Raw genomic sequence first — 24,276 nt, 5'->3', positions numbered from 1 at the left:
CTCAGCGGACCTTGACGGTCGGCACCACCGACATGCCGGGGCCGATCGGATAGCGCTTCGGGTCGGGGCCATTCTTCGCGTCGAACACGATACGGACCGGCACGCGCTGGACCACCTTCACATAGTTGCCGGTCGCGTTCTGCGGGGGCAGCAAGGCGAACGCCTGGCCGGCGCCGCGCTGGATCGAGTCGACATGACCCTTGAAATCGACGCCGGGATACGCGTCGACATGGATGTCGACCGGCTGGCCGATCTTCATCAGGGTGAGTTGCGTTTCCTTGAAGTTGGCCGTTACCCACATTGTGTCGGGGACGATCGCCATCAGCTGCGTGCCGGGCGCGACATAGGAGCCGACGTTGACCGAGCGGTTGACGACTTGCCCCGCGACTGGCGCGGTCAGGCGGAGATCGCCGATCGTGACGTTCGCCTGATCGACCTGCGCGCGACGGGCATCGATCACCGACTTGGCCGCGCCGACCTGCTTCCTGGCGACGCTGATCTGCGCGGTGGCGGTGTCGATCTGCTCGCGCGCGGCGGCAGCGTCAGCGACGGTCTGGCGAGCGGTGGCGCGCGCCTGATCGAGCTGCTGCCCGGCGACCGCGCTTGGATCGAGCCGCAGCAACGCCTCGTAGCGCGCGAGATCCTGCTGAGCCTTTACTGCGGCGGCCATTGGGACGCGCGCCTGTGCAGCAGCCTGCTGGCGTTGCGCCTCGGCGGCGGTGACCTGAGCCTGAGCCTGCGCGAACTGTGCGCGGGCCTGCGATTCGTTGGCCTGCGCCTCGGCGACCTGCGCGTCGCGGCCGGATGCCTTGATGACAGCGAGGAGGCGGCCCGCCTCGACATGGCGGTTGTCGATGTCGGCGACCTGCACCAGCGTGCCGGCGACCTGTGGCGCGAGGCGGACGATGTGCGTGTCGACGAACGCGTCGTCGGTCGACTCGAACTGCCGCGCGTGGAGCCAGTAGAGCACGCCGCCGATAATCAGCCCGGCGACGACGATGACGAGGATGATCCAGAAAAGCGGTTTCTTGAAGACCGACGGCTTCTTGTCGTCGCCGTCGGCCTTGTCGTCGTCAGGCTCGTCCTGCTGTTCGGTATCGGACTGCTGGTCCTCGCCGTTCGGATCGGACTTGCGATCCTCGTCCTCGTGGTTGGCGTCGGAGTGGTTCGTCTGGTCGGTCATGCCTGGCCCTGTTCTTCAGCGCGCATCGAATCGAGAATAGCGTCGATATTGGCGTCGATACGCGCCTTGATATCGAGGATGTCGTTGGGTTCGAGCACATCGCGCTCGAGCAGTTTGAGGCAGGTCGCGCGGTTCGCCCGCAGCGTGATGACCTGTCCCATCAAGGTGATCGTCGCGATCCTGCCGGTGCGGATCTCGGCGCAACCGGTGGCGATGCAAATCAGGTCGCTGAGCCTGCGCACCATCTGGCCCATCACGCCGCCATAGATCCGCTCGAACGCCTCGCCCGGCTTCATCTGTTCGCGGAGCACGAACAGCGTCCAGTCGGCGCTCTCGTTGCTCGCCATCTTGTCCGCGAGCCGGCCGAAGATGCGGTGGATCTGGGCGCGGGCTTCGCCGACGTCGTCTGCCGCAAGTTCGTGCGACAGTTCGGACGGGTCGCCCATCACGGCGGACATACGTTCGGCGATCCGATCGGCTGCCGCGAGGTACAAACCCTCCTTGCCGCCGTAATGATAGGTGATCGAGGACATCGCGGTGCCCGCCGCCGCGGCGATCCCGCGCGTGCTCGCTCCCTCCAGCCCCTTGGTGCCGAATTCGCTGATCGCGATGTCTAGGAGTCGGGACTGGACCACGAGCGGCGTTTAGTTCGATCGAACGAACCAGCCTAATGAAGAAGCTGTCATGTTGCGCGGAGGGGACGTTCTTCGTCTCGCGCCGACTTTCCGCGCGCCCCCCGTCATCCTGACGAAAGTCAGGACCCAGAGCCAGGCAGTACGACGCCCGTTACCCTGGGTCCTGACTTTCGTCAGGATGACGGAACTTTGGGGACGAAGCCCGCCGCGAGATTACACTACCCCGACGGACGCCAGAAACAGCAACGCCGGCCCCTTCGTGCGAAGGAACCGGCGTAAATCTGGTGGGCGCGGCTGGGATTGAACCAGCGACCCCACCCGTGTGAAGGGTGTGCTCTACCACTGAGCTACGCGCCCGAAACTCGTTCGGAAGCGGGCCTTTAGGCAGACCCCGTCCACCTGTCCAGCCCTATCGACACCGGTCCTAGTTGACCGCGTCCTTCAGGCCCTTGCCGGCCTTGAACTTCGGCTGGGTCGAGGCCTTGATCGTCATCGGTTCGCCGGTCCGGGGATTGCGGCCGGTCGACGCCTTGCGCTTCGAGATCGAGAACGTGCCGAAACCGACCAGGCGAACCTCGTCGCCCTTCTTCAACGATGCCTCGATCGCGTCGAACACCGCCTCGACCGCCTTGACCGCGTCGGCTTTTACCAGACCGGACGTATCGGCGACCGTCGCGATCAGCTCCTGCTTGTTCATATAATCCCCCGGAAAAACTCGAATCGGCCGAGATGGACTCGCGACCGCAATCAGCGCGCAATAATGGGGCGGCCCCGTCTGCTGTCAAACGAAACCGCCGTATTGTCGCTTACGATCCAAACATGGATCAGTGGTGAAGGCCACCCCCGACCGGTGCGATGGGCGCCGGCGGCAGAGCCGCCAGCTCGTCCGCGTCGGTCCACTCGATCGCTTCGAGCGGCTCGGTCAGCGCCAGGCGAAGCACCTCGTCGACATGCGAAACGGGGATGATCTTGAGCCCCGCCTTGATGTTCGCTGGGATCTCCGCGAGGTCCTTCTCGTTCTCCGCCGGAATCAGCACCGTCTCGATGCCCCCGCGCAACGCCGCGAGCAGCTTCTCCTTGAGGCCACCGATCGGCAGCACGCGACCACGCAGCGTGACCTCGCCGGTCATCGCCACCTCGCGCCGGATCGGCACGCCGGTCAGCGTCGAGACGATCGACGTGACCATGCCGATACCTGCCGACGGACCATCCTTCGGCACTGCGCCCTCGGGCAGATGGATGTGGATGTCCTTCCGCGCGAACAGGCTCGGCTTGATCCCGTAGCTCGGCGCCCTCGCTTTGACGAAGCTGAACGCCGTCTCGATCGACTCCTTCATCACGTCGCCGAGCTTGCCGGTAAGCTTGGCCTGGCCCTTGCCCGCGACCGTCACGCTCTCGATCGTCAGCAGCTCGCCGCCGACTTCGGTCCAGGCGAGCCCGGTGACCGCACCGATCTGGTTCTCGGTCTCGCCGAGACCGTGGCGGTACTTCTGCACGCCGGCATATTCGCCGATGTTCTCGGGCGTGATCGTGACGCTGGTCGTCTTGTTCTCGAGAATCTGACGCAGCGCCTTGCGGCACAGCTTGGCGATCTCGCGCTCCAGCGTACGCACGCCGGCCTCACGCGTATACTGCTGGATGAGCGTACGAAGCCCCTCCTGCGTCAGCGTGAACTCGCCTGGCTTCAGGCCGTGCGCCTCGATCTGCTTCTCAACCAGATGACGCTCGGCGATCTCGACCTTCTCGTCCTCGGTATAGCCCTCCAGACGGATGATCTCCATGCGATCGAGCAGCGCCTGGGGCAGGTTCAGCGAGTTCGCGGTGCACACGAACATCACGTCCGACAGGTCGATATCGACCTCCAGATAATGATCCTGGAACTTGCCGTTCTGCTCCGGATCGAGAACCTCGAGCAGCGCCGAGGCCGGATCGCCGCGGAAATCCTGGCCGAGCTTGTCGATCTCGTCGAGCAGGAACAGCGGGTTCGACGTGCCGGCCTTTTTGAGGTTCGTCACGATCTTGCCCGGCAGCGAGCCGATATAGGTGCGGCGATGCCCGCGGATCTCGGCTTCGTCGCGCACGCCGCCGAGCGACTGGCGGATGAACTCGCGCCCGGTCGCCTTGGCGATCGACTTGCCCAGCGAGGTCTTGCCGACACCCGGAGGGCCGACGAGGCACAGGATCGGCCCCTTCAGCTTGTTGGTGCGCGCCTGCACGGCGAGATACTCGACGATCCGGTCCTTGACCTTCTCGAGCGCGTAATGATCCTCGTCCAGCGTCACCTGCGCGGCGGCGATGTCCTTCTTGATCTTCGACTTCTTGCCCCAGGGGAGCCCGAGCAGCACGTCGAGATAATTGCGTACGACGGTCGCCTCCGCGCTCATCGGCGCCATCGTCTTGAGCTTCTTCAGCTCCGACGTCGCCTTGCCGCGCGCTTCCTTGCTCATCTTGAGCGTCGCGATCTTCTGCGTCAGCTCGGCGATCTCGTCGCCTTCACCCTCGCCGTCCTCGTTGCCGAGTTCGCGCTGAATCGCCTTCAACTGCTCGTTGAGGTAATATTCGCGCTGCGTCTTCTCCATCTGCCGCTTGACGCGGCTCTTGATCTTCTTCTCGACCTGTAGGACGCCCAGCTCGCCCTCCATGGCGACCATCGCCATTTCGAGACGCTTCGATGGGTTCGTTTCGACCAGCATCGCCTGCTTCTCAGCAACCTTGATTGCGATGTTTGCGACGACCGCATCGGAAAGCTTCGACGCGTCCTCGATCTCCGACATCTGTACCGCGGTCTCGGACGCGAGCTTTCGGTTGAGCTTGGCGTAGTTCTCGAACTGGTCGACGACCGAGCGCATTAGCGCGGTGACTTCGTTGCCTTCGACTTCGGTGTCGGCGACCGGCTCGACCGTCGCCGTCAGGAAGTCGCCGCTCTCATCCAGCGTTTCCAAAGTCGCGCGGCCCTTGCCCTCGACCAATACGCGGACGGTGCCGTCGGGAAGTTTCAACAACTGGAGCACGGTCGCGGTGACGCCCATCGAATACAGATCGTCGCGCGAGGGATCGTCCTCCGCCGGGTCGACCTGCGCGACGAGATAGATCTCCTTGTCCGCCGCCATCGCCGCTTCGAGCGCGGCAACGGACTTATCGCGGCCGACGAACAGCGGCACGATCATGTGCGGGAACACGACGATGTCGCGAAGGGGAAGGACGGGGTACTGGGTCATGAACGCTCCGGTGGGTGCCTGCATGGGGGCATAATCTACAGCTTATATGGTGAGGATGAACCGTCCATCAATTGGTTGGCGGAGGGATCGGTACGATCCGGTCCAAAGCCCGGTCCAAAGCAATGCCGCGAACACCCCGTTACCCCGGGCTCCACGTACCGCGAACTTGCCGCTATCAGTCGTACGGAACCGTGGATGCCGGAACGAGCCCGGCATGACGGAGGCCCGAGGGGCTTGTGTCGTCCCGGGCTCCGCGCGAGAACGCGGCATGATATCGCATCTCCTCCTCGCCGCCAGTGCCATCGCGCTCCTCGCCGCCACGCCTCTTCCCAAGAAGGGCGAGCCTGCCATTACCGCGCAGACGCAGCGGTCCGGCGGGGTGCTGACGCCGGAGCAGACCGCGCTTCGGTTCGACAGCGCGGACCTCGCGTTCGACGTGCTGCCCGAGACGGAGAGCCTGAACGGCGTCGCTACGCTGGTCTTTACGGCGAAGGCCCCCCTCACCCGCCTGCCGATCGACCTCGACCGCAACCTGCCGGTCAGCGCGATCGTGATCGACGGCGTGCCGCTCGCCCCCTCGGCGTGGAGCAATCCCGAGGGTCGACTGACGATCACGCTGCCAAAGCCGGTCGCGGCAGGCGGCAAGGTCACCGCAAAGATCATCTATGGCGGCACGCCGCACGTCGCGGTGAAGGCGCCGTGGGACGACGGCATGGTCTGGTCGAAGACACGCGATGGCCGCACGTGGTTCGCGACGACCGCGGAGGGCTATGGCTGCGACCTGTTCTGGCCGTGCCTCGACTTCCCGACCGGCGAGCCCGCGCTGGTGACGCTGCACATCACCGTGCCGAAGGGGCTGAAGGCGCCATCGAACGGCGTGCTGCTCGGCGTCGATACGCTGGCGGATGGGCGGACGACCTGGAACTGGCGTGCCAAGCATCCCAACACCTACGGCATCGCGCTGAACGTCGGGCCGTACGAGGAGATCAGCGGCACGTATAAGAGCCGCTTCGGCAACAGCATCCCGATGTATTACTGGTATCTGCCGGGCGAGAAGGTGCAGGCGGAGAAACTGTTCGCCGAGTTCGCGCCGACGCTCGATTTCTTCGAGACCATGATCGGCCCCTACCCGTTTGGCGACGAGAAGCTCGGCGTTGTCGAGACGCCGCACAAGGGCATGGAGCACCAGACGATCAACGCCTACGGCAACGGCTACGAGAAGGCGCCCGAGGGGTTCGACTGGCTGTTCCAGCACGAATTCGCGCATGAGTGGTTCGGCAACCAGCTGACCGCCGCCAATTGGGACGATTACTGGCTGCACGAGGGCTATGGCACGTACATGCAGCCGCTCTATGGTCAGTGGCGCGAGGGGCGTGCGCGGTATGCGGCGATGATGCAGGGCGAGCGCACTTCGATCATGAACCTCAAGCCGATCACGCAGCAGCGCGTCACCACCGAAGAGGAGGTGTACGAACTCGACAAGGGCGGCGCAGGGCAGGACATCTACTACAAGGGGTCTTGGATGCTCTACACGCTGCGGAGCCTGATCGGCGACAAGGCGTTCTTCGACGTCACGCGGCTGGCGGTGTACGGGCGCGCGGATCCGAAGCCGGGCAATTTCGCGCCGCGGTTCGGGTCGACGAAGGAATATGAGGCGCTCGTCCGGAAGGTCACGGGGAAGGACTATGCATGGTTCTTCGACGTGTATCTCAGGCAGGCGGCGCTGCCCGAACTGGTCGAGACGCGGACGGGGAATATGCTGGGTTTGGCCTGGAAGGTGCCAGGGAATGGCCCCTTCCCGCTGCCGGTACAGGTGCAGATCGACGGCAAGACGCGGACTTTGCCGATGACTGGGGGGAAGGCGAGTTTGTCGGTCGCGGCCGGCGCGCATGTTGTGATCGACCCAGATGCGCTGGTCTTGCGTCGGAGTATCGCACTGGAAGACGTGGCCACCTGGAAAGCCGTGCAAGCTGCGAAGGCGAAGGCCAAGCCCCAATGACCTCTCCACCGTTCCCACGTGAAGGCGGGGCCCCAGGAATCACAGATGTCGCCCTACGTGACCCTGGGCTCCTGCGTTCGCAGGATAAGATCTGGGCGTCTCGCGCGGCGGAGATGGCAGCGATCTTCATGGTCGGCGACGGGTTGATCGGCGTCCTCCAACCCCGTCGCCACGTCGATCTCTGGAAAGACGATGCGCTCGGCACCGAGAAACTGGTGAAGCCGTTCGTCGACCGTCCCGGCCGCCGTCGCCTCTACGCCGTCGTGCAGATTGCTGCCGGCCTCGCCTTGGCTGCACGCCAAAAGCAATGACCCTGCCGCGGTGGCCCCTACTGGCACTGGCGCTAGCCGGCTGCGGTTCGAGCCCCGACACCGGCACGACCAGCCAGATCGCCAACGGCGAACGCATCTTCCGCCGCTGCACCGCCTGCCACACGATCGGGCAATATGCGGGCGATACCGATGGACCGAACCTTTACGCGGTCATGGGCAACCCGATCGGCGAGCGCCGCCCGCGCTTCTCGTACACCGCAGGACTGAAGGCGCTTGGCGGCAACTGAGATGCCAAGCGCATGGACGCCTGGCTCACCAACCCGCGCAAGATGGTGCCCGGCACGACGATGGCGTTTGCGGGCCTGCCCGACCCAAAGGACCGCGCAGACGTCATCGCCTACCTATCGACGCCGGGCCCCTGAGCTTAAGGCACCACCGTCGTGAACAGATAGGCCGCAAAGATCACGAGGTGGACGACGCCCTGCAACACCGTGGTCCGCCCAGTGCCGAGCGACAGCGTCGCCACGAACAGCGACAGAGCCAACAGCGTCATGCTCTTCGCGTCGATGCCGAGCGCGAGTGGCAGGTCGAGCACCAGCGACACGATCGCCACGCTCGGGATCGTCAGCCCGATCGTCGCCAGTGCGGAACCGAGTGCGAGGTTGAGGCTGGTCTGCAACCGGTTGCGCCGCGCCGACTTGTACGCGGCCAGGCTCTCGGGTGCGAGCACCAGCGCGGCGATCACCACGCCGACCACGGTCAGCGGCAGGCCGGCACCAAGTACCGCCGCCTCGATCGTCGGCGACAGTGTCTTCGCGAGCAGCACCACCGACACCAGCGCCACTACCAACGCGGCGAAGGCGATGCCCGTCGCGCGACCCGACGGCGGCGCGGCGTGGTCGTCCTTGTCGTCGGTCGACGGCAGGAAATAATCGCGGTGACGCACCGTCTGCACCAGCACGAACGTGCCGTAGAGGATCAGCGATACGACCGCGACGAAGATCAACTGCGACGACGCGTAGGTCGGCCCCTGTGTCGACGAGGTGTAGTTCGGCAGGATCAGCGACAGCACCGCCATCGCCGCGAGCACGCCCAGCGCCGCGGTCATGCCCTTCAGCGTGAACCGCTGCTCATGATGCCGCACCGCGCCCGCGAGCAGGCAGATGCCGATGATGAAGTTGAGGATGATCATGATCGCCGCAAACACCGTGTCGCGCGCGAGCGTGGTCGCGTCGCCGGCGTTGGAAAGCATCAGCGAGACGATCAGCGAAACCTCGATCACGGTGACCGCGATCGCGAGGACGAGCGTCCCGAACGGCTCGCCGACCTTATGCGCGATCACTTCGGCGTGGTGGACGGCGGCGAGCACGCTGCCGATCAGGACGATCACGGCGGCGGCGGTGCCGAGCGTGCCCATCTTGGCGAGACCGACGAGGACGGCGAGCAGCCCTAGGCCCGGCGCGATCAGTGTCCAGATCGGCAGTGCCAGCCGGTCCGGCATCGTCTCCACCACGTGTTCGTTCGGTCGGTCGGCCACTTCGATCGTCATGCATGCTCCCTCGTTCCACTTGGATAACGAATGCGTGAGGGCCGATAAGGGTCCGACTCGGGGCGATTGCGGGGCGGTCAGGATCGGGTAGGTTGCGGCGATGCTGTCCGCCGATCTTCGCCAGACGCTCGTCATGACCGCCGACGCGTTGGCGGGAGCGCAGGACCCATGGTGGGTCGTTTCCAGCGCTGCGGTAGCGCTTCACGGGGTAGCGCCGATCGAGGTCGGCGATGTCGATGTGCTCATGAGCGTGGCAGATGCCCAGTGGGCGATGGACCGGCTCGGGGTCGTGCCCATCGAAGACGGTGCAAGCGCGCTCTTCCGGTCGACGCTGTTCGCGCGGTGGGAGATGCCGCCCCTGGTCGTCGAGATCATGGCGGGGTTTCATGTTGCGACAAGCTCGGGCTGGACCAACGTCCTACCCCGTACGCGCGTGCCGATTTTTGTGGATGAGCGCGTTGTTTATGTGCCTGACCGTGCAGAATTGGCCGAGATGCTCAGGCTGTTCGGACGTCCAAAGGATCTGGAGCGGGTTCGGCTTTTGATTTCGCAGGTGTAGCTAAAGGGCCGCCGTCGCTCTGCCTAAGACGATGGGTAGCGACGGAGCGATCGACCAGGTTCGAAGCCTTTGACCTCCCCTTGTAAGGGGATGTGGCGCGAAGCGACGGACGGGAGATGACCTATCGAGAGCGGGTCACCCCTCCGTCAGCGCCCTGCGCTGCCACCTCCCCTTGCTGGGGAGGATCAAAGTGACCTCCGCCCGGCGATGCCACCCGTCATCCTGACGAAAGTTAGGATCCGGGGTTACGGCTGGCTGACCTTCGTGGCTCTGGATCCTGACTTTCGTCAGGATGACGGACGGGGGTTTTCGGGCGCGTATGCCCCAAACGAAAAAGGGCGCCGATCGCTCGACGCCCTTTCCCGTATCTCAAACCAGTCCCGCTTTACGCGGCGTCGCCGGTCTTCTTCTTCTCGGCATAGACGCGGATCGGTTCCTTGCGGCCTTCGATCACGTCCTTGTCGATCATCACCTCGTCGACGCCGTCCATGCCGGGCAGGTCGAACATCGTGTCGAGCAGGATGCTCTCCAGGATCGAGCGAAGCCCGCGCGCACCGGTCTTGCGTTCGATGCCCTTCTTGGCGACCGAGACGAGCGCGTCGTCCGTGAAGCCGAGCGCGACGTCCTCCATCTCGAACAACTTCTGGTACTGCTTGACCAGCGCGTTCTTCGGCTCCTTGAGGATCTTCACCAGCGCGTCGACGTCAAGATCCTCGAGCGTCGCGATCACCGGCAAACGGCCGACGAACTCGGGGATAAGCCCGAACTTCAGCAGATCCTCGGGCTCGACCGACTTCAGCGTCTCGCCGGTCTTGCGCTCGTCAGGACCTGCGACATACGCGCCGAAACCGATCGACTTGCCCTGCAGACGATCGCCGATGATCTTCTCGAGACCCGAGAACGCACCGCCACAGATGAACAGGATGTTGGTCGTATCCACCTGCAGAAATTCCTGCTGCGGATGCTTCCGGCCACCCTGCGGCGGCACCGACGCGGTGGTGCCTTCCATCAGCTTGAGCAACGCCTGCTGCACACCCTCGCCCGACACATCGCGTGTGATCGAGGGGTTCTCGGCCTTGCGCGAAATCTTGTCGATCTCGTCGATGTAAACGATGCCGCGCTGCGCGCGCTCGACGTTGTAGTCCGACGCCTGGAGCAGCTTGAGAATGATGTTCTCGACATCCTCGCCGACGTAACCGGCTTCGGTCAGCGTCGTCGCATCGGCCATCGTGAACGGCACGTCGAGGATGCGCGCGAGCGTCTGCGCGAGCAGCGTCTTGCCGCAACCGGTCGGCCCGACGAGCAGGATGTTCGACTTCGACAGCTCGACATCGGCACCCTTGGCGCCGTGGTTGAGCCGCTTGTAATGATTGTGCACTGCCACCGACAGCACGCGCTTGGCGCGCTTCTGGCCGATCACGTAATCGTCGAGGACGTCGCAGATCTCCTGCGGAGTCGGCACGCCGCCGTCCTTCTTGGACACCAGCGCAGACTTCGTCTCCTCACGGATGATGTCGTTGCATAGCTCGACGCACTCGTCGCAGATGAAGACCGTCGGCCCGGCGATCAACTTGCGGACCTCGTGCTGCGACTTCCCGCAGAACGAGCAATAGAGGGTGCTCTTCGAGTCGCCACCGCTCAGCTTCGTCATTCAATCACCTCTCGCGCATGTCGGTGCACGTGCCGTTTCCGGGGCCGCTACCGTAACGCACCCCGGAGTTCCTACAATCAAATAAACCGGCGGGGTTTACGATTCACCCCATGCCAGCCCCAGTCGATCTGGGTTCAAGCGAGTATCAGGCAGGCTTCGGGGCATCCTCGGATACCGCCGGACGCTTGTCGAACACCTCGTCGATCAGCCCGAAATCCTTCGCTTCGTTCGCCTCGAGGAACGTATCGCGGTCCATCCGGCGCTCGATCTCCTCGATCGGCTGGCCGGTATACTGCGAATACAGTTCGTTCATGCGCTTGCGGATGCGCAGGATCTCGCGCGCCTGGATCTCGATATCGCTGGCCATGCCCTGTGCACCACCCGATGGCTGATGGATCATGATGCGCGCGTTGGTCATCGCGACGCGCATGCCTGGCTCGCCGCTCGCGAGCAGGAAGCTGCCCATCGACGCGGCCTGGCCGATGCAGACGGTGCCGACGCGCGGACGGATGTACCGCATCGTGTCGTGGATCGCCATGCCCGCCGTGACGACACCGCCCGGCGAGTTGATGTACATGAAGATGTCCTTCTTCGGGTTCTCGGACTCGAGGAAGAGGAGCTGTGCGGTGATCAGCGAGGCCATGCCGTCCTCGACGCCACCGGTCACGAAGATGATGCGCTCGCGGAGCAGGCGCGAGAAGATGTCGAACGAACGCTCGCCGCGGTTCGACTGCTCGATGACGATGGGAACCAGGCCTGCGTGCGTCTGCTGCAGGCCGAGCCCGGCGCTGGCCAACGGGCTCGCGAAATCGCCGGTCTCGAACGGATTGTGCATGGAAATCTCTCTTATGCCCCAGTGAACCGCTAACATCGGCGGTCCGAGAGGGGAGTTCAAGCCCTGCCTGCCCGTCGGCGCGGGGACTGCTTACCCTCGCCCCTCCGGGGAGAGGGAGGGGCCCGCCCGCTTTTGCGGGTGGGAGGGTGAGGGGAAGTTGGCGGACACCAACCGCCCCTCACCCTCCCGTCGCCAAGTAGCTCCTCCTTCCCTCTCCCCGTAGGGGCGAGGGAATCAGATGCCTGGGGCGGGATAAGCCAGGTATGCGAGGCGGCGGACTTCGCGGCGGCCGCGGACTACCGTGTCGAGGATCAGGCCGGTGAAGACGTTGAGCGCGGCGAAGATGCCGAGGCCGGTGATCAGGATCGCGGTCGGGAAGCGCGGCACCTGGTGGATCTCGATATACGTCAGCACCAGCGGTATGCCGAGGATCAGCGCGAGCAGGCCGAAGACGCTGCCGATCGCGCCGAAGAACCAGAGCGGACGCTCGATCCGGTAGAGCGTCATGATCGTGCGGAGGATGCGCCAGCCATCGCCATACGTGCTGAGCTTCGATTCGGAGCCTTCGGGGCGCGCGTAATAGGGTGTCTCCACCTCGCCGATCGGCATCTTGAGTTCGAGCGCGTGCACGCTGATCTCGGTCTCGATCTCGAACCCGGCGGACAGCGACGGAAAGCTCTTCACGAACCGGCGCGAGAAAACGCGGTAGCCTGAGAGGATGTCGGTGAAGCTGCGGCCGAACAGGCGGGCGAGCATGCCGGTGAGCAGCGCGTTGCCGAAGCGGTGGCCGCGGCGGTAGCTTTCCTGGACCTGACTGATGCGTGAGCCGACGACCATGTCGAGTTGCTCGTCGAATACGCGCTTTACCAAATTCGGTGCGGAGGCGGCGTCGTAGGTCGCGTCGCCGTCGGCCATGACGTAAATGTCCGCGTCGATGTCGGCGAACATGCGGCGGACGACTGCGCCCTTGCCCTGGATGCGCTCGGTCCGGACGACGGCTCCGGCGGCGCGCGCGACCTCGATCGTGCGGTCGGCGCTGTTGTTGTCGTAGACGTAGATGGTGGCGTTCGGCAGCGCGGCGCGGAACCCGGCGATCGTCTGGGCGATCGCGGCTTCCTCGTTGTAGCAGGGGAGCAGGACGGCGATTCTTGGTTCGGTCATGGCCTGCCCTGCGAAGTTGATAGACGGGATCGGAGATCGAGCAGCAGTCGAAACGTCAGTCACCGAACCATCCCAAAACGCACTTCCCCGGCGGAGGCCGGGGCCCAGTTGGGCAAGGTCCATAACGGAGCTTCGCGCGCCGTTACAGCTACCTTTCCAACTGGGCCCCGGCCTCCGCCGGGGAAGTGACCCGATTATCGGTCGAGCGCCTCAACCCTGAGGCGCTCGCACGACGATTACGCCTCGGTTTTCGTCGGAGCCTTCTTCGCGCGCGGCTTCTTCACCGGTGCGTCGGCAGCTTCGGCGCCCTCTGCGTTCTCGGCAGCAACCGGCGACGACTCCGTCACGGCGGTCTCCGCTTCGACAGGAGCCGCCTTCTTCTTGGCAGGCGCCTTCTTCGCAGGCTTGGCCTCGTCCGCTGCGTCCGAAGCCGGTGCCTCGTCCGTCACGGCGTCATCCGAAGCAGCCTCGTCCGAAGCTGGCTTGGCCTTCTTGGCTGCGGCCTTCTTCTTCGGCTTGTGATTGTCGTGGTCATGCGTGTGCGTGCCGCTGGCGAACCCGTCCTCGCTCTCGATCGCGGCCTCAAGCTCTTCGCGCGTGGCTTCGCGGTCGGTGATCTCGGCCTTCTCGAACAGGAAGTCGACAACCTTGTCCTCGTACAGCGGCGCGCGCAGCTGGGCAGCCGCCATCGGCTCCTGCTGGACGTACTGCATGAACTGCTGGCGCTGCTCGGCCGGATACTGCTGCGCGGCCTGGGCGAGCAGACGCTGCATTTCCTGGTTCGAAACCTCGACGCCGTTCGCCTGGCCGATCTCGGACAGGAGCAGGCCCAGGCGCACGCGACGCTCGGCGATCTTGCGGTAATCGTCGCGCTCGCCTTCCATCTCGGCCATCGCAGCCTCGGGGTCGGCCTCATGCGTGGCTTCGTGCTGGAGCTGCGACCAGATCTGGTTGAACTCGGCCTCGACCATCGACGGCGGCACTTCGAAGTCGTGACCCTCGGCGAGCTGGTCGAGCAGCTTGCGCTTCATGTGCGTGCGCGTGAGACCGTTATGCTCCTGCTCGATCTGACCCTTCAACAGCCCCGTGAGCTGCTCGAGGCTCTCGAGACCCAGCGACTTCGCCAGATCCTCGTCGATCTTGCTCTCGCCCGCGGTCTTCACCGACTTGACGGTGATGTCGAACGTCGCCGGCTGGCCCGCGAGCGACTTCTCCTGATACTCCTCGGGGAAGGTCACGTTCAGAACCTTGTCGTCGCCGGTCTTCACGCCGACGAGCTGATCCTCGAAACCGGGAATGAGACGACCCGAACCGAGCTCGACGCCCATGTCGGTGCCGGTGCCGCCGTCGAACGCGACGCCGTCGGCGGTCTTGCCGACGAAATCGACGGTAACGAGATCGCCCATCGCCGCGACGTAATCGTCAGCCGCGTCGTCCCACTTCTTCTGCTGGTCGGCGAACTTCTGGAGCTGCTCGGTAACCGCGTCGTCCGCGACGGGCACGGTCAGACGCTCGAGCTTGATGCCGTCGATCGCGGGTGCGGGGACCTGCGGCAGGACCTCCATCTCGACCTTGACCACGGCGTCCTTGCCGAGGTCATAGCCGTCTTCCAGCTCGACCGAAGGCTGCATCGCGGGGCGAAGCTGCTTCTCGGCGACGAGCGTCTGGACGCTCTCCTGGATCGCCGCGTTCAGCGCGTCCTGCGTCAGCGCCGGGCCGTGCATCTTGCGGATGAGGTTCGCCGGCACCTTGCCCGGACGGAAGCCCGGCATCTTCATCTGCGGCGCGAGGCGCTTCAGCTCGACATCGACCTTGGCATCGATATCCTTCGCGGTGATGGTGAGCGTAAAGGCGCGCTTGAGGCCCTCGTTCAACGTCTCGACAGTCTGCATGTCCGGCCTTTGTCTAAAAGAGCATTCAGGATAATTCTTCGGGCGGTCGCCTCGCCTGCGCGGCGGGCTGGTGCGGGCGAAGGGACTCGAACCCCCACATCTTGCGATACTTGGACCTAAACCAAGCGCGTCTACCAGTTCCGCCACGCCCGCACAGGACATCGCCGTAGCGGGCGCGTCTATACCAACGATGCATGCGGGGGCAAGCACATAGGCAACTCCCGCTGATTACAGGCGTTGAACAATTAGAAGGAGAGACATCATGGCTACCCAACCCCCGGCAGAATTCCCGACCCCGACGTCGCCGGTCGAGCCGACCGCGCCGCCGCCCGAGTTCAATCCGCCCGCGCCGGATATCGACGTCCCTGCCCCCGGAACGCCGTCGAACGATCCCGCACCTGTCCAGCCGGAGTTTTGAGCGTGAGCGATCCCCATTCCGGCACGAACCCCGAAACGTTCCCCGAGGATCGTGACGAGGACACCCGCAGCGACATCGAACAGGCGGTGGAGTCGCGCTCCGACGCGGTCGAGCGCGGCGAAGGCGGCGACGAGCCCGAGACGTTCACGGATACCGGCATGCCCGATGGCGTCGGTGGTACCGGTGGCGTCGTGAAGAACCAGGACAACGACGCGCAATAAGCTCGCGTCAGCAACCATACAGGCGGGGGTGGCCTTATATATGGTGCCACTTCCGCCAATCAGGACCCGATAATCCCCACGATCCCCACCTTCGCCGAGCACCAGAGCCTCTATATCGCGCTCGGGCTTGCCGTATTGCTGCTGATCTTGGCGCAGCGCATCCCGATCATCCGAACGCTCGTCAATCTGGCGATGACGCTTGTCCTTGTCGGACTGCTGTTCGTTGCGATCGACCAGCGGCGGCAGTTCGATCCCTATGTCGGCAAGATCGCACGGTTCCTTAAGATCGAGGACCAGCAGGTGGTCGGCGGCGAGGTCCGCATCCGCATGTCGCCGGATGGGCACTTCTGGGCACGGGCGACGATCGACGGGGTGAGCCAGCGGTTGCTGATTGACAGCGGCGCGACGATTACAGCGATTTCGGAGAAGACGGCGGAGGCTGCTGGGGTCGAGGCGCGGGTCGGCGTGGTGCCGATCGTGTTGCAGACTGCCAACGGGTCTATCGCGGCTAAGACCGGGCGGATCGCCTCGCTGCGTCTCGGTGCGATCGTCGCGCGGGACTTGCAGGTGGTCGTGTCGCCGGCGTTTGGCGAGACCAACGTGCTGGGGATGAACTTCCTGTCGCGCCTCGCGTCGTGGCGCGTGGAAGAAAACATGCTAATCCTCGTGCCGCATCATCCGCAGAAGGTGGACGGGTAAGGCTGCCTCCCGCCCTCAGCTGCTCCCCGACTCCACCCAACAACCCCCACCCCGGCGGAGGCCGGGGCCCAGTTGGAAAGGTCTCAGTAACGAAGCGCCGCCCTCAGTCAGCAACGTCCCCCAACTGGGCCCCGGCCTTCGCCGGGGTGGCGGCGATTGGGAGACGGCTCCCCTTCTGTTCCCTCGCGAACGCGGGGGCCCAGGAATCAAGCAGCGCTGCACTCAGTTACCCTCGGCTCCCGCCTTCGCGGGAGAACAGGCAGGGCGGGAGATCGGTCAGGTTGCTCAGTGATAGCTTACAAAGCCACCGACTCCCCAAGCATCCCCTTCAGAACCTCATTCACGACAGCAGGGTTAGCCTTCCCCCCCATCGCCTTCATCGTCTGACCCACGAAGAACCCGAACAGCTTGTCCTTGCCACCGCGGTAATCCGCAACCTTGTCTGCGTTCGCCGCCATAACCTCGGCGATCACAGCCTCGATCGCGCCGGTATCGCTGGTCTGCTTCAACCCACGATCCTCGACCACCTTCGCCGCGCCGTCGCCCGTCTCGAGCATCACCTCGAACACCTGCTTGGCGAGGCTCCCCGACAAAGTGCCGTCCGCGATCAGCCCCAGCAGTTCCGCCGCCTGAGCAGGAGACACGGGCGAGTTCTCGATATCCTTGCCGGTCCGGTTGAGCGCCCCGAACAGCTCCGACGTCGTCCAGTTCGCCGCCGCCGCCGGCTTCACGCCCGCGTCGAGCAACGCATCGAACCACCGCGCCGCCTCGACCTCGGCGGTCAACACCGTCGCCTGATACGCGGTGATCCCGAGCGCCTCATACCGCGCGCGCTTCGCGTCCGGCAGCTCGGGCAGCGACGCACGACACTCGGCCAGGAACGCGTCGTCGAGCACCAGCGGCAACAGGTCCGGATCGGGGAAGTAGCGATAATCATGCGCGTCTTCCTTCGACCGCATCGACCGCGTCTCGTTGCGATCGGGATCGTAGAGCCGCGTTTCCTGCTGGATCTTGCCACCGGCCTCGAGCACTTCGACCTGACGCTTGGCCTCCTGCTCGACCACCGCCATCACGAAGCGCACCGAATTGACGTTCTTCGTCTCGGTCCGCGTGCCCAGCTCGTCGCCAGGCTTGCGCACGCTGACGTTGACGTCGGCGCGCATCGAGCCCTCTTCCATGTTGCCGTCGCACGATCCGACATAGCGCAGGATCGATCGCAGCTTCCGCAGGTAAGCCCCTGTTTCCGCTGGCGAAGCAAGATCGGGCTTCGACACGATCTCCATCAGCGCGACGCCCGACCGGTTGAGATCGACGTACGACTGGGTCGGATGCTGGTCGTGCATCAATTTGCCGGCATCCTGCTCGACATGGATGCGCTCGACGCCGATCCGCTTGCCCGCGGCATCAGGATTCTTCTCGTCGAGGCTGATGTCGATCGCGCCCTCACCGACGATCGGATGATAGAGCTGGCTGATCTGATAGCCCTGCGGCAGATCGGCGTAGAAATAGTTCTTCCGATCGAACCGCGACCATTTGTTGATCTGCGCCTCGATCGCCATGCCGGTGCGGACCGCCTGGCGGATGCACTCGCGGTTCGGGACCGGCAGCATGCCCGGCATCGCCGCGTCGACCAGCGACACCTGCGTGTTGGGCTCCGCGCCGAACGCAGTCGCCGCGCCCGAAAAGAGCTTGGCGTTCGACGTCACCTGCGCGTGCACTTCGAGGCCGACCACGACCTCCCACTCGCCCGTTTCGCCCTGGATACGATAGTTCGATTCAGTCATTGTCTTTCAACCTACCGCTTGAGCGCCGGAACAAGCTGAGCTTTTTCTCAGCTGCTGCCTTGACCGGCCGCTCGATCTTTACTCTTCGCCGGGCAGGCAGGTCATCTTCTCGACCCGGAACAAAGCCGGGCAATAATCGGGACAAGTCCCCAATCGCGCCCAGCCAATCCAGTAGATTTACCACCAAACATCCGGCTTGGCGACGAACCCCGCTCGCTGTTCGATCGCGAGCCCTGCGTTCAGCACGCCTTGCTCGTCGAGCGGCTTGCCGATGATCTGCAACCCTAGCGGCAGGCCCTGCTTGTCGAGCCCCCCCGGCACCGACATCGCCGGAAGCCCGGCGAGCGAAGACGGCACGGTGAACACGTCGTTCAAATACATCGCGATCGGGTCGGCCGACTTCTCGCCGAGCGCGAACGCCGCCGAGGGTGCGGTCGGCGTCAGCAGGACGTCGCACGTCTCCCAAGCCCGCTCGAAATCGCGCGCGATCAGAGTCCGGACCTTCTGCGCCTGCGTGTAATACGCGTCGTAGAAGCCGGCCGAGAGGACGTAGGTGCCGATCATGATGCGGCGCTTCACCTCGGGGCCGAAGCCATCCGCACGCGTCGCGGCGTACATGTCCTGCAAGCCGGCGCCGGTCGGCAGGTCACGGATCCCGTAGCGGACGCCGTCATAGCGCGCGAGGTTCGACGACGCTTCGGCGGGCGCGATGATGTAATAGGCGGGCAGTGCGTATTTGGTGTGCGGGAGCGAGACCTCGACGATCGTCGCGCCGGCATCCTTCAGCCAATCGATGCCCTGCTGCCAGAGCGCCTCGATCTCCTCGGGCATTCCGTCGACGCGATATTCCTTGGGAATGCCGACGCGCAGGCCGTTGAGATTGCCGGACAAGCCCGCTTCCCATTTCGGCACGTCGAGCTGCAACGAAGTGCCGTCCTTGGCGTCGAACCCGACCATCGCCTCGAGCAGGATCGCGCAGTCACGTACGTCGCGCGCCATCGGCCCGGCCTGGTCGAGCGATGACGCGAACGCGATCGTCCCCCAGCGCGAGCAGCGGCCATAGGTCGGCTTGATCCCCGAGATGCCGGTGAAGGCGGCGGGCTGGCGGATCGAACCGCCGGTGTCGGTGCCGGTCGCGCCGGGGCAGAGCCGTGCGGCGACTGCCGACGACGAGCCACCCGACGAGCCGCCTGGTGCGAGCGAGGCGTTGCCGCCGTCGTTCCGCTTCCACGGCGAGATCACGTTGCCGAACGCGGACGTTTCGTTCGACGAGCCCATCGCGAACTGGTCCATGTTCAGCTTGCCGAGCATCCCCGCGCCCGCGTCCCACAAATTCTGCGAGACGGTTGACTCATAGGTCGGTGTGAAGCCTTCGAGGATATGGCTCGCCGCGGTCGTCGTGACGCCGTTCGTGCAGAACAGGTCCTTCATGCCGATCGGCACGCCGGCCAGCGGCTTGAGCGTCTCGCCGGCTTCGCGCGCGGTATCGGCGGCGGTGGCGGCGGCGATCGCGTGGTCTGGCGTCTCGACAAGAAACGCGTTCAAGGCCTTGGCCTGGCTCACCTTTACGATGAACGCATCTGCCACTTCGCGCGCCTTGAAGGAACCATCGCGGACGCCGTCGCGGATGCCTGCGATACCGAGATCTGTGAGGTCGGTCATTATTCGATCACCTTCGGCACGGCGAAGAAACCATGCTCTGCCACCGGGGCATTGGCCAAAACCTGCTCGCGGATGCCGCCGCCGGTCAGCGGGTCGGCGTTGACGACGTCGTCGCGCAGCCGCAGCGTGTTGGGGATGACGGCGGTCATCGGCTCGATACCGGTCGTGTCGACCTCTTCGAGCATCTCGATCCAGCCAAGGATGTTTCCGAGTTCCGGCGCCATGCGGGCGGCGTCCTCGTCGGTGATCGCGATGCGCGCAAGGCTCGCGATCCGCTTCACGGTTGCAGTATCTACGGACATGGGCTGCGGCTAGCACCCGGCGCGGCGGGGGCGCAATATGTTTCCCGTCCGAGATGCAATCCTCCCCCGCCAGGGGGAGGTGGCGCGAAGCGACGGAGGGGGAGATAAGGGTAACCCCTGTTCCGTGTCCTCCCCCTCCGTCTGGCAAGTGCCAGTCAACTCCCCCTGGCGGGGGAGGATCGTTAGGGCGCCCGTTGCAACCTTCCCCAGCTTCCGGCACGGGAGCCAAACCGCCTGCACGGAAGGTCCCGCTTGGCCCGCAAGTTTCTCTATTTCGTCGCCGCGATGATCGTCCTCGCGATCGCCGCGCTGCTCGCCTACCGCTTGTTCGGCACGCAGTTGATGCGCGCGGTTATGGTGCCGAGCGAGACTTTCCAGGCGCAACGCGAAGCCCCGCGCAACATCTACGCGCGAAAGATCATGTGGCTCGCCCGCCCCGATGCGCCCGGCAATCCCGCGCTCTGGACGCCGCCCGGCTACACGCCCGGTGAACGCGGCACGGGCGCGGCGATCTTCTTCATTCACCCGACCTCGTACATCAACCGCGACCACTGGAACGCGCCGATCGACGACCCCGAGACCAATGCGCGAGCGGAACTGTTCCTGCGCGGCCAGGCGAGCGCGTTCAACGAAGCGGGCGACATCTGGGCGCCGCGGTATCGCCAGGCGACGTTCGGCGCCTTCCTGACCAGCGTTGCGGATAGTGAACGCGCACTGGCGCTCGCTTACGGCGATGTGTCTGCGGCGTTCGACCGATTCCTCAAGGAAGCCGGCCCGACCCGCCCGATCATCCTCGCCGGCCACAGCCAGGGCGCGCTCCATCTCACCCGCCTACTCCGCGACCGCATCGCCACTGATCCCAAGCTGAAGGCACGGATCGTCGCGGCCTATGTCGTCGGCTGGCCCGTCTCGCGCGCGACCGATCTTCCGAAGATGGGCCTCCCCGACTGCCGCACCGCCGAGCAGACCGGCTGCATCCTGTCGTGGGAGAGCTTTGCCGAGCCCGCCGATCCATCACTGATCGTCGACGCGTATGACCAGACCACCGGCTTCAACGGCCAGCCGCGCAAGGGTACGCCGATGGTCTGCACCAATCCGCTGACCGGCACCGCCGACGCGACCGCGCCCGCCACCACCAACCTCGGCACGCTCGTCCCGTCCGCGGACCTGAAGACCGCGACGATCGCCGCCGGCAGCGTCCCCGCGCGATGCGCCGACCGCGGCTTCCTGCTGATCGGCGAGGGCCCGAACCTCGGGCCGTACGTGCTGCCCGGCAACAATTACCACGTCTACGACTACAGCCTGTTCTGGGCGAACATCCGTGCCGACGCCAACCGCCGCCTGAAGGCTTTCCAATGATCACGCTCTCCGCCGCGCAATTCCGTGACGCGCTCCCGAACGGCGGCCGGCTGATCGGCCTCGACGTCGGCACCAAGACGATCGGCACCGCGCTCTGCGACGCCGGCTGGAGCTTCGCGAGCCCCGCGCTCCTGATTCGCCGCACCAAGTTCCAGAAGGACAAGGCCGCACTAGCCGAGATCATCAAGGCGCAGGCGGTCGTTGGCCTCGTCATCGGGCTGCCGATCAACCTCGACGGCAGCGAAAGCCCACGCTCGCAATCGACCCGCGCGTTCGCACAGAACCTCAAGGACATGGGTCTGCCGATCCTGCTCCAGGACGAACGCTGGTCGACCGTCGCCGTCACCCGCACGCTGATCGAACAGGACGCCAGCCGCGCCAAGCGCGCCGAGTTGGTCGACAAGATGGCCGCCGCCTACATCCTCCAAGGCGCGATCGACGCGCTGGTGACCGCACAGATCTGATACTCACCCGTCATTCTGGCGAAAGTCGGGATCCAGAACCAAGAACGGCGCGCTGCTCGGCTCTGGATCCTGGGTCGAGCCCAGGATGACGGAGGCTGGCGGCGCGGCTCGTAATCGCCGCGCTTGCCCCCTGCCCCTGCGGCCACTATCCCGCAGCTTTAATGCGAACCTCAGATCACCGCCCCGCCGCCCTCATCGAAGGCGGCGCCGTCTTCCCGCACCGGCATCTCACCGGCATCGACGGGCTCCAGCCACACGAGATCGCGTTCCTCCTCGACGAGGCGGAGACGTGGGTCGGCGCGAACCGCACGCACGCCACGCCCGACAAACGGCTGGCCGGGCTTACCCAGATCAACGCGTTCTTCGAGAACAGCACGCGCACGCTCCTGTCGTTCGAGATCGCGGGCAAGCGGCTCGGCGCGGACGTCGTCAACATGCACGCCGCGCAGTCGAGCGTGAAGAAGGGCGAGACGCTGATCGACACCGCCATGACGCTCAACGCGATGCGCGCGGACGTGATCGTGATCCGGCATATGTCGTCGGGCGCGGTGCGGCTGATCGCGGACAAGGTCGACTGCCCGGTGCTCAACGCGGGCGATGGGCGGCACGAGCATCCAACGCAAGCGTTGCTCGATGCGCTGACGATCCGGCGGCGGAAGGGCTCGATCGCGGGGCAGCGTGTCGTGATCTGCGGCGATCTGCTGCACAGCCGCGTCGCGCGCTCGAACATCCTGGCGCTAACCGCGCTCGCCGCCGAGGTCCGCGTCTGTGCGCCGTCGACGCTGATGCCGCCGATGATCGAGCGGATGGGCGCCACCGCGTTCACCGATTTCGACAAGGCGTTGGAGGGTGCGGACGTGGTGATGATGCTCCGACTCCAGAACGAGCGGATGGACGGCGCCTACGTGCCGTCCACGCGCGAATACCGGCTGCGCTACGGGCTGACGCTGGACCGGCTGGCAAAGGCGGCGCCCGATGCGCTGGTGATGCATCCCGGCCCGATGAACCGCGGTGTCGAGATCGACTCCGCCGTCGCTGACCACGCACGGTCGGCGATTACCGAACAGGTCGAGATGGGGGTCGCGGTCCGCATGGCCTGCCTCGACGTGCTGACCCGACGAGCGCGCGGCGTGGAGGGTTGGGCATGATCCTCGCACTTACCAACGCCACCCTCGTCTGCCCGGTGGCGGGCGTGTCGAAGGGCAATGTGCTGGTCCGCGACGGCGTAATTGTCGCAACCGGGATCGTCGACATTCCTTCGGATGCGGACATCGTCGATTGCGCGGGCAAGACCGTGGCACCCGGGATCGTCGATCTTGGCGTCGCGAAGGTCGACCGGGCGGCGTTCCGCGCAGGCGGGATCGTCCGGATCGGCCTCATGCCCGACCAGTCGCCGGTGCTCGACGATCCCGGCATCGTCCAGCGCGCCGCGCTGATCGGCAAGCCCGACCTGTGGATCCACCCGATCGCCGCCGCAACACGCGGACTCGAAGGCCACGACCTCGCCGAGATGGCGATCTGCCTGTCGGCGGGCGCAAAGGCGGTCGGCACGGGTAAGCACTGGATCGCCGACAGCGGCGTGATGCGGCGCGTGCTCGCCTATGCGCGCGATCTCGACGTGACGGTGATCGCGCACGCCGAGGATGGCGGGCTGGCCGCCGGTGCGGTTGCGACCGAGGGCGAGACGGCGACCCGGCTCGGCCTCCCCGCCGCGCCGGCGGTGGCCGAAGCGCTCGCGATCGCGCGCGACCTGATGCTCGCCGAGGATACCGACGCGCGTCTCCACATCCGCCAGGTGACGACGGCGGCCGGGTTCGACCTGATCCGCGCAGCCAAGCGTCGCGGCGTATCGGTGACGTGCGGGATCACGCCGGCGCATCTGCATCTGTCGGAGATCGCGGTCAGCGATTTCCGGTCGTTCGCCCTGCTCTCACCACCGCTTCGCGCGGACAGCGACCGGCGGGCGGCGCTGGTAGCGATCGCCGACGGGACGATCGACGTGCTGTGCTCGGGGCACGAACCCCGCGGGCCGGAAGAAAAGCGGCTGCCGTTCACCGATTCGAGCAGTGGAATGGCGGGGGCCGAGACGTTGCTCCCGCTTTCCCTGATGCTGGTCCGCGACGAGCATCTTACGCTGGAACGCCTGTTCGCGTTGCTGGCGCGTAATCCGGCGCGGGTACTGGGACTGGAAACGGGCACGCTCGAGGTGGGCAAGCCTGCCGACCTGATGCTGTTCGATCAACTCGCGCCATGGCAGATCGTCGGGGAGGCGTTCAAGGCCGAGGCGGGGAATACGCCGTTCGACGGGCTGCCGGTGCAGGGCCGCGTGCTGCGATTGTGGAAGGGTGGCCGCGAGGTTCGGTGAGGCGCCTGACGCCCAATCGCTGCTGAACCACCACCCCGGCGGAGGCCG

The 24,276-nt window shown here is 65.4% G+C and carries 24 protein-coding genes and 2 tRNA genes; 12 read left to right on the top strand and 14 right to left on the bottom strand.

All coding sequences use genetic code 11. From position 1 onward, the window contains the following. Window position 1: 1 nt before the first annotated feature. The 5 genes from O6W96_RS01015 to lon all read right to left on the bottom strand — a co-directional run bounded on the left by O6W96_RS01015 (window position 2) and on the right by lon (window position 5,036). Window positions 2-1,183 carry an HlyD family secretion protein gene (locus tag O6W96_RS01015; RefSeq protein WP_353467841.1) on the bottom strand — a complete coding sequence of 394 codons (1,182 nt, stop codon included), beginning with the start codon at window positions 1,181-1,183 and terminating at the stop codon, window positions 2-4. After that, a complete protein-coding gene (locus O6W96_RS01010; RefSeq protein ID WP_353467840.1) occupies window positions 1,180-1,818 on the bottom strand; it encodes a CerR family C-terminal domain-containing protein in 639 nt (212 codons plus the stop codon). The genes O6W96_RS01015 and O6W96_RS01010 overlap by 4 nt, the downstream gene beginning before the upstream one ends. 282 nt (window positions 1,819-2,100) lie before the next feature. Further along, window positions 2,101-2,175 (bottom strand) — tRNA-Val (locus O6W96_RS01005). Between the two features lie 67 nt (window positions 2,176-2,242). Next, a complete protein-coding gene (locus tag O6W96_RS01000; protein ID WP_268795398.1) occupies window positions 2,243-2,539 on the bottom strand; it encodes an HU family DNA-binding protein in 297 nt (98 codons plus the stop codon). Window positions 2,540-2,642: 103 nt separating this feature from the next. Further along, window positions 2,643-5,036: an endopeptidase La gene (lon, locus tag O6W96_RS00995; RefSeq protein WP_353467839.1), complete on the bottom strand. Its 2,394-nt coding sequence runs from the start codon at window positions 5,034-5,036 to the stop codon at window positions 2,643-2,645. Window positions 5,037-5,304: 268 nt separating this feature from the next. On the opposite strand from lon, the gene O6W96_RS00990 reads away from it, so the two are divergent. The 4 genes from O6W96_RS00990 (at window position 5,305) to O6W96_RS00975 (ending at window position 7,729) form a co-directional block, all read left to right on the top strand. Then, entirely contained in the window at window positions 5,305-7,035 is a 1,731-nt protein-coding gene (locus tag O6W96_RS00990; protein WP_353467838.1) for a M1 family metallopeptidase, read from the top strand. A 113-nt stretch (window positions 7,036-7,148) separates the two neighbouring features. Next, window positions 7,149-7,346 (top strand): hypothetical protein, encoded by a 198-nt coding sequence (locus O6W96_RS00985; protein WP_353467837.1) that lies wholly within the window; start codon window positions 7,149-7,151, stop codon window positions 7,344-7,346. After that, window positions 7,343-7,594 (top strand): c-type cytochrome, encoded by a 252-nt coding sequence (locus O6W96_RS00980; RefSeq protein ID WP_353467836.1) that lies wholly within the window; start codon window positions 7,343-7,345, stop codon window positions 7,592-7,594. The genes O6W96_RS00985 and O6W96_RS00980 overlap by 4 nt, the downstream gene beginning before the upstream one ends. A 12-nt stretch (window positions 7,595-7,606) precedes the next feature. Then, window positions 7,607-7,729, top strand: coding sequence for a c-type cytochrome (locus O6W96_RS00975; RefSeq protein ID WP_353467835.1), 123 nt, complete (start codon window positions 7,607-7,609; stop codon window positions 7,727-7,729). A gap of 2 nt (window positions 7,730-7,731) precedes the next feature. Here O6W96_RS00975 and O6W96_RS00970 read toward each other — a convergent pair whose 3' ends face one another. Next, the gene (locus O6W96_RS00970; RefSeq protein WP_353467834.1) at window positions 7,732-8,856 is read right to left on the bottom strand and encodes a calcium:proton antiporter; all 1,125 of its coding nucleotides are present in this window, start codon (window positions 8,854-8,856) and stop codon (window positions 7,732-7,734) included. 100 nt (window positions 8,857-8,956) lie between these two features. Here O6W96_RS00970 and O6W96_RS00965 point away from each other — a divergent pair, with 100 nt between their 5' ends. Then, complete coding sequence (locus O6W96_RS00965; RefSeq protein WP_353467833.1) at window positions 8,957-9,415, top strand: hypothetical protein; 459 nt, start codon at window positions 8,957-8,959, stop codon at window positions 9,413-9,415. A gap of 385 nt (window positions 9,416-9,800) precedes the next feature. Here O6W96_RS00965 and clpX read toward each other — a convergent pair whose 3' ends face one another. The 5 genes from clpX to O6W96_RS00940 all read right to left on the bottom strand — a co-directional run bounded on the left by clpX (window position 9,801) and on the right by O6W96_RS00940 (window position 15,107). Beyond that, entirely contained in the window at window positions 9,801-11,066 is a 1,266-nt protein-coding gene (gene clpX, locus O6W96_RS00960) for an ATP-dependent Clp protease ATP-binding subunit ClpX (RefSeq protein ID WP_056048170.1), read from the bottom strand. A gap of 145 nt (window positions 11,067-11,211) precedes the next feature. After that, complete coding sequence (locus tag O6W96_RS00955) at window positions 11,212-11,901, bottom strand: ATP-dependent Clp protease proteolytic subunit (protein WP_056057974.1); 690 nt, start codon at window positions 11,899-11,901, stop codon at window positions 11,212-11,214. Between the two features lie 234 nt (window positions 11,902-12,135). Further along, a complete protein-coding gene (locus O6W96_RS00950) occupies window positions 12,136-13,062 on the bottom strand; it encodes a glycosyltransferase family 2 protein (protein ID WP_353467832.1) in 927 nt (308 codons plus the stop codon). A 236-nt stretch (window positions 13,063-13,298) separates the two neighbouring features. Beyond that, the gene (tig, locus tag O6W96_RS00945) at window positions 13,299-14,954 is read right to left on the bottom strand and encodes a trigger factor (RefSeq protein ID WP_353467831.1); all 1,656 of its coding nucleotides are present in this window, start codon (window positions 14,952-14,954) and stop codon (window positions 13,299-13,301) included. A gap of 68 nt (window positions 14,955-15,022) precedes the next feature. Then, window positions 15,023-15,107 (bottom strand) — tRNA-Leu (locus tag O6W96_RS00940). A 109-nt stretch (window positions 15,108-15,216) separates the two neighbouring features. Here O6W96_RS00940 and O6W96_RS00935 point away from each other — a divergent pair. The 3 genes from O6W96_RS00935 to O6W96_RS00925 all read left to right on the top strand — a co-directional run bounded on the left by O6W96_RS00935 (window position 15,217) and on the right by O6W96_RS00925 (window position 16,292). Then, window positions 15,217-15,372: a hypothetical protein gene (locus tag O6W96_RS00935; RefSeq protein ID WP_168371595.1), complete on the top strand. Its 156-nt coding sequence runs from the start codon at window positions 15,217-15,219 to the stop codon at window positions 15,370-15,372. Window positions 15,373-15,374: 2 nt separating this feature from the next. Continuing rightward, on the top strand, window positions 15,375-15,593 hold the full coding sequence (locus O6W96_RS00930; RefSeq protein WP_353467830.1) for a hypothetical protein: 219 nt from the start codon (window positions 15,375-15,377) through the stop codon (window positions 15,591-15,593). Between the two features lie 135 nt (window positions 15,594-15,728). Beyond that, a complete protein-coding gene (locus tag O6W96_RS00925; RefSeq protein WP_353467829.1) occupies window positions 15,729-16,292 on the top strand; it encodes a retropepsin-like aspartic protease family protein in 564 nt (187 codons plus the stop codon). 296 nt (window positions 16,293-16,588) lie between these two features. Here the strand turns inward: O6W96_RS00925 and gatB are convergent, their stop codons facing one another. From gatB to gatC, 3 genes are all read right to left on the bottom strand, one after another. After that, window positions 16,589-18,076 carry an Asp-tRNA(Asn)/Glu-tRNA(Gln) amidotransferase subunit GatB gene (gatB, locus tag O6W96_RS00920; protein WP_353467828.1) on the bottom strand — a complete coding sequence of 496 codons (1,488 nt, stop codon included), beginning with the start codon at window positions 18,074-18,076 and terminating at the stop codon, window positions 16,589-16,591. Between the two features lie 177 nt (window positions 18,077-18,253). Then, window positions 18,254-19,738 (bottom strand): Asp-tRNA(Asn)/Glu-tRNA(Gln) amidotransferase subunit GatA, encoded by a 1,485-nt coding sequence (gene gatA / locus O6W96_RS00915; protein WP_353467827.1) that lies wholly within the window; start codon window positions 19,736-19,738, stop codon window positions 18,254-18,256. Beyond that, window positions 19,738-20,040, bottom strand: coding sequence for an Asp-tRNA(Asn)/Glu-tRNA(Gln) amidotransferase subunit GatC (gatC, locus tag O6W96_RS00910; RefSeq protein WP_056048145.1), 303 nt, complete (start codon window positions 20,038-20,040; stop codon window positions 19,738-19,740). Before gatC ends, gatA begins: the two co-directional genes overlap by 1 nt. A 252-nt stretch (window positions 20,041-20,292) precedes the next feature. Between gatC and O6W96_RS00905 the strand changes: the two genes are divergently transcribed. From O6W96_RS00905 to O6W96_RS00890, 4 genes are all read left to right on the top strand, one after another. After that, window positions 20,293-21,399: a DUF3089 domain-containing protein gene (locus O6W96_RS00905; protein WP_353467826.1), complete on the top strand. Its 1,107-nt coding sequence runs from the start codon at window positions 20,293-20,295 to the stop codon at window positions 21,397-21,399. Beyond that, window positions 21,396-21,863 (top strand): Holliday junction resolvase RuvX, encoded by a 468-nt coding sequence (gene ruvX, locus O6W96_RS00900; RefSeq protein ID WP_060524389.1) that lies wholly within the window; start codon window positions 21,396-21,398, stop codon window positions 21,861-21,863. Before O6W96_RS00905 ends, ruvX begins: the two co-directional genes overlap by 4 nt. A gap of 161 nt (window positions 21,864-22,024) precedes the next feature. Then, the gene (locus O6W96_RS00895) at window positions 22,025-23,011 is read left to right on the top strand and encodes an aspartate carbamoyltransferase catalytic subunit (protein WP_353467825.1); all 987 of its coding nucleotides are present in this window, start codon (window positions 22,025-22,027) and stop codon (window positions 23,009-23,011) included. Beyond that, window positions 23,008-24,228 carry a dihydroorotase gene (locus tag O6W96_RS00890; protein ID WP_353467824.1) on the top strand — a complete coding sequence of 407 codons (1,221 nt, stop codon included), beginning with the start codon at window positions 23,008-23,010 and terminating at the stop codon, window positions 24,226-24,228. Before O6W96_RS00895 ends, O6W96_RS00890 begins: the two co-directional genes overlap by 4 nt. The last annotated feature ends 48 nt before the right edge of the window (window positions 24,229-24,276 follow it).

Origin of the sequence: Sphingomonas faeni (genome assembly GCF_040407495.1) — a bacterium.
GTDB classification, from domain to species: Bacteria; Pseudomonadota; Alphaproteobacteria; order Sphingomonadales; family Sphingomonadaceae; genus Sphingomonas; species Sphingomonas faeni_D.
Note: the sequence above shows the minus strand (reverse complement) of the source record. Positions and strands in the feature narration are given on the sequence as shown.

What these genes read in the sequence shown, in the direction of transcription:
- O6W96_RS00970 (WP_353467834.1), bottom strand. Translation starts at nt 8,856, where the DNA reads ATGACGATCGAAGTGGCCGACCGACCGAACGAACACGTGGTGGAGACG.
- O6W96_RS00965 (WP_353467833.1), top strand. Translation starts at nt 8,957, where the DNA reads ATGCTGTCCGCCGATCTTCGCCAGACGCTCGTCATGACCGCCGACGCG.
- O6W96_RS00985 (WP_353467837.1), top strand. Translation starts at nt 7,149, where the DNA reads ATGGCAGCGATCTTCATGGTCGGCGACGGGTTGATCGGCGTCCTCCAA.
- O6W96_RS00975 (WP_353467835.1), top strand. Translation starts at nt 7,607, where the DNA reads ATGGACGCCTGGCTCACCAACCCGCGCAAGATGGTGCCCGGCACGACG.
- O6W96_RS00895 (WP_353467825.1), top strand. Translation starts at nt 22,025, where the DNA reads ATGCGAACCTCAGATCACCGCCCCGCCGCCCTCATCGAAGGCGGCGCC.
- tig (WP_353467831.1), bottom strand. Translation starts at nt 14,954, where the DNA reads ATGCAGACTGTCGAGACGTTGAACGAGGGCCTCAAGCGCGCCTTTACG.
- gatA (WP_353467827.1), bottom strand. Translation starts at nt 19,738, where the DNA reads ATGACCGACCTCACAGATCTCGGTATCGCAGGCATCCGCGACGGCGTC.
- O6W96_RS01015 (WP_353467841.1), bottom strand. Translation starts at nt 1,183, where the DNA reads ATGACCGACCAGACGAACCACTCCGACGCCAACCACGAGGACGAGGAT.
- O6W96_RS00950 (WP_353467832.1), bottom strand. Translation starts at nt 13,062, where the DNA reads ATGACCGAACCAAGAATCGCCGTCCTGCTCCCCTGCTACAACGAGGAA.
- gatB (WP_353467828.1), bottom strand. Translation starts at nt 18,076, where the DNA reads ATGACTGAATCGAACTATCGTATCCAGGGCGAAACGGGCGAGTGGGAG.
- O6W96_RS00890 (WP_353467824.1), top strand. Translation starts at nt 23,008, where the DNA reads ATGATCCTCGCACTTACCAACGCCACCCTCGTCTGCCCGGTGGCGGGC.
- O6W96_RS00980 (WP_353467836.1), top strand. Translation starts at nt 7,343, where the DNA reads ATGACCCTGCCGCGGTGGCCCCTACTGGCACTGGCGCTAGCCGGCTGC.
- clpX (WP_056048170.1), bottom strand. Translation starts at nt 11,066, where the DNA reads ATGACGAAGCTGAGCGGTGGCGACTCGAAGAGCACCCTCTATTGCTCG.
- O6W96_RS00955 (WP_056057974.1), bottom strand. Translation starts at nt 11,901, where the DNA reads ATGCACAATCCGTTCGAGACCGGCGATTTCGCGAGCCCGTTGGCCAGC.
- ruvX (WP_060524389.1), top strand. Translation starts at nt 21,396, where the DNA reads ATGATCACGCTCTCCGCCGCGCAATTCCGTGACGCGCTCCCGAACGGC.
- O6W96_RS00935 (WP_168371595.1), top strand. Translation starts at nt 15,217, where the DNA reads ATGGCTACCCAACCCCCGGCAGAATTCCCGACCCCGACGTCGCCGGTC.
- O6W96_RS00990 (WP_353467838.1), top strand. Translation starts at nt 5,305, where the DNA reads ATGATATCGCATCTCCTCCTCGCCGCCAGTGCCATCGCGCTCCTCGCC.
- gatC (WP_056048145.1), bottom strand. Translation starts at nt 20,040, where the DNA reads ATGTCCGTAGATACTGCAACCGTGAAGCGGATCGCGAGCCTTGCGCGC.
- lon (WP_353467839.1), bottom strand. Translation starts at nt 5,036, where the DNA reads ATGACCCAGTACCCCGTCCTTCCCCTTCGCGACATCGTCGTGTTCCCG.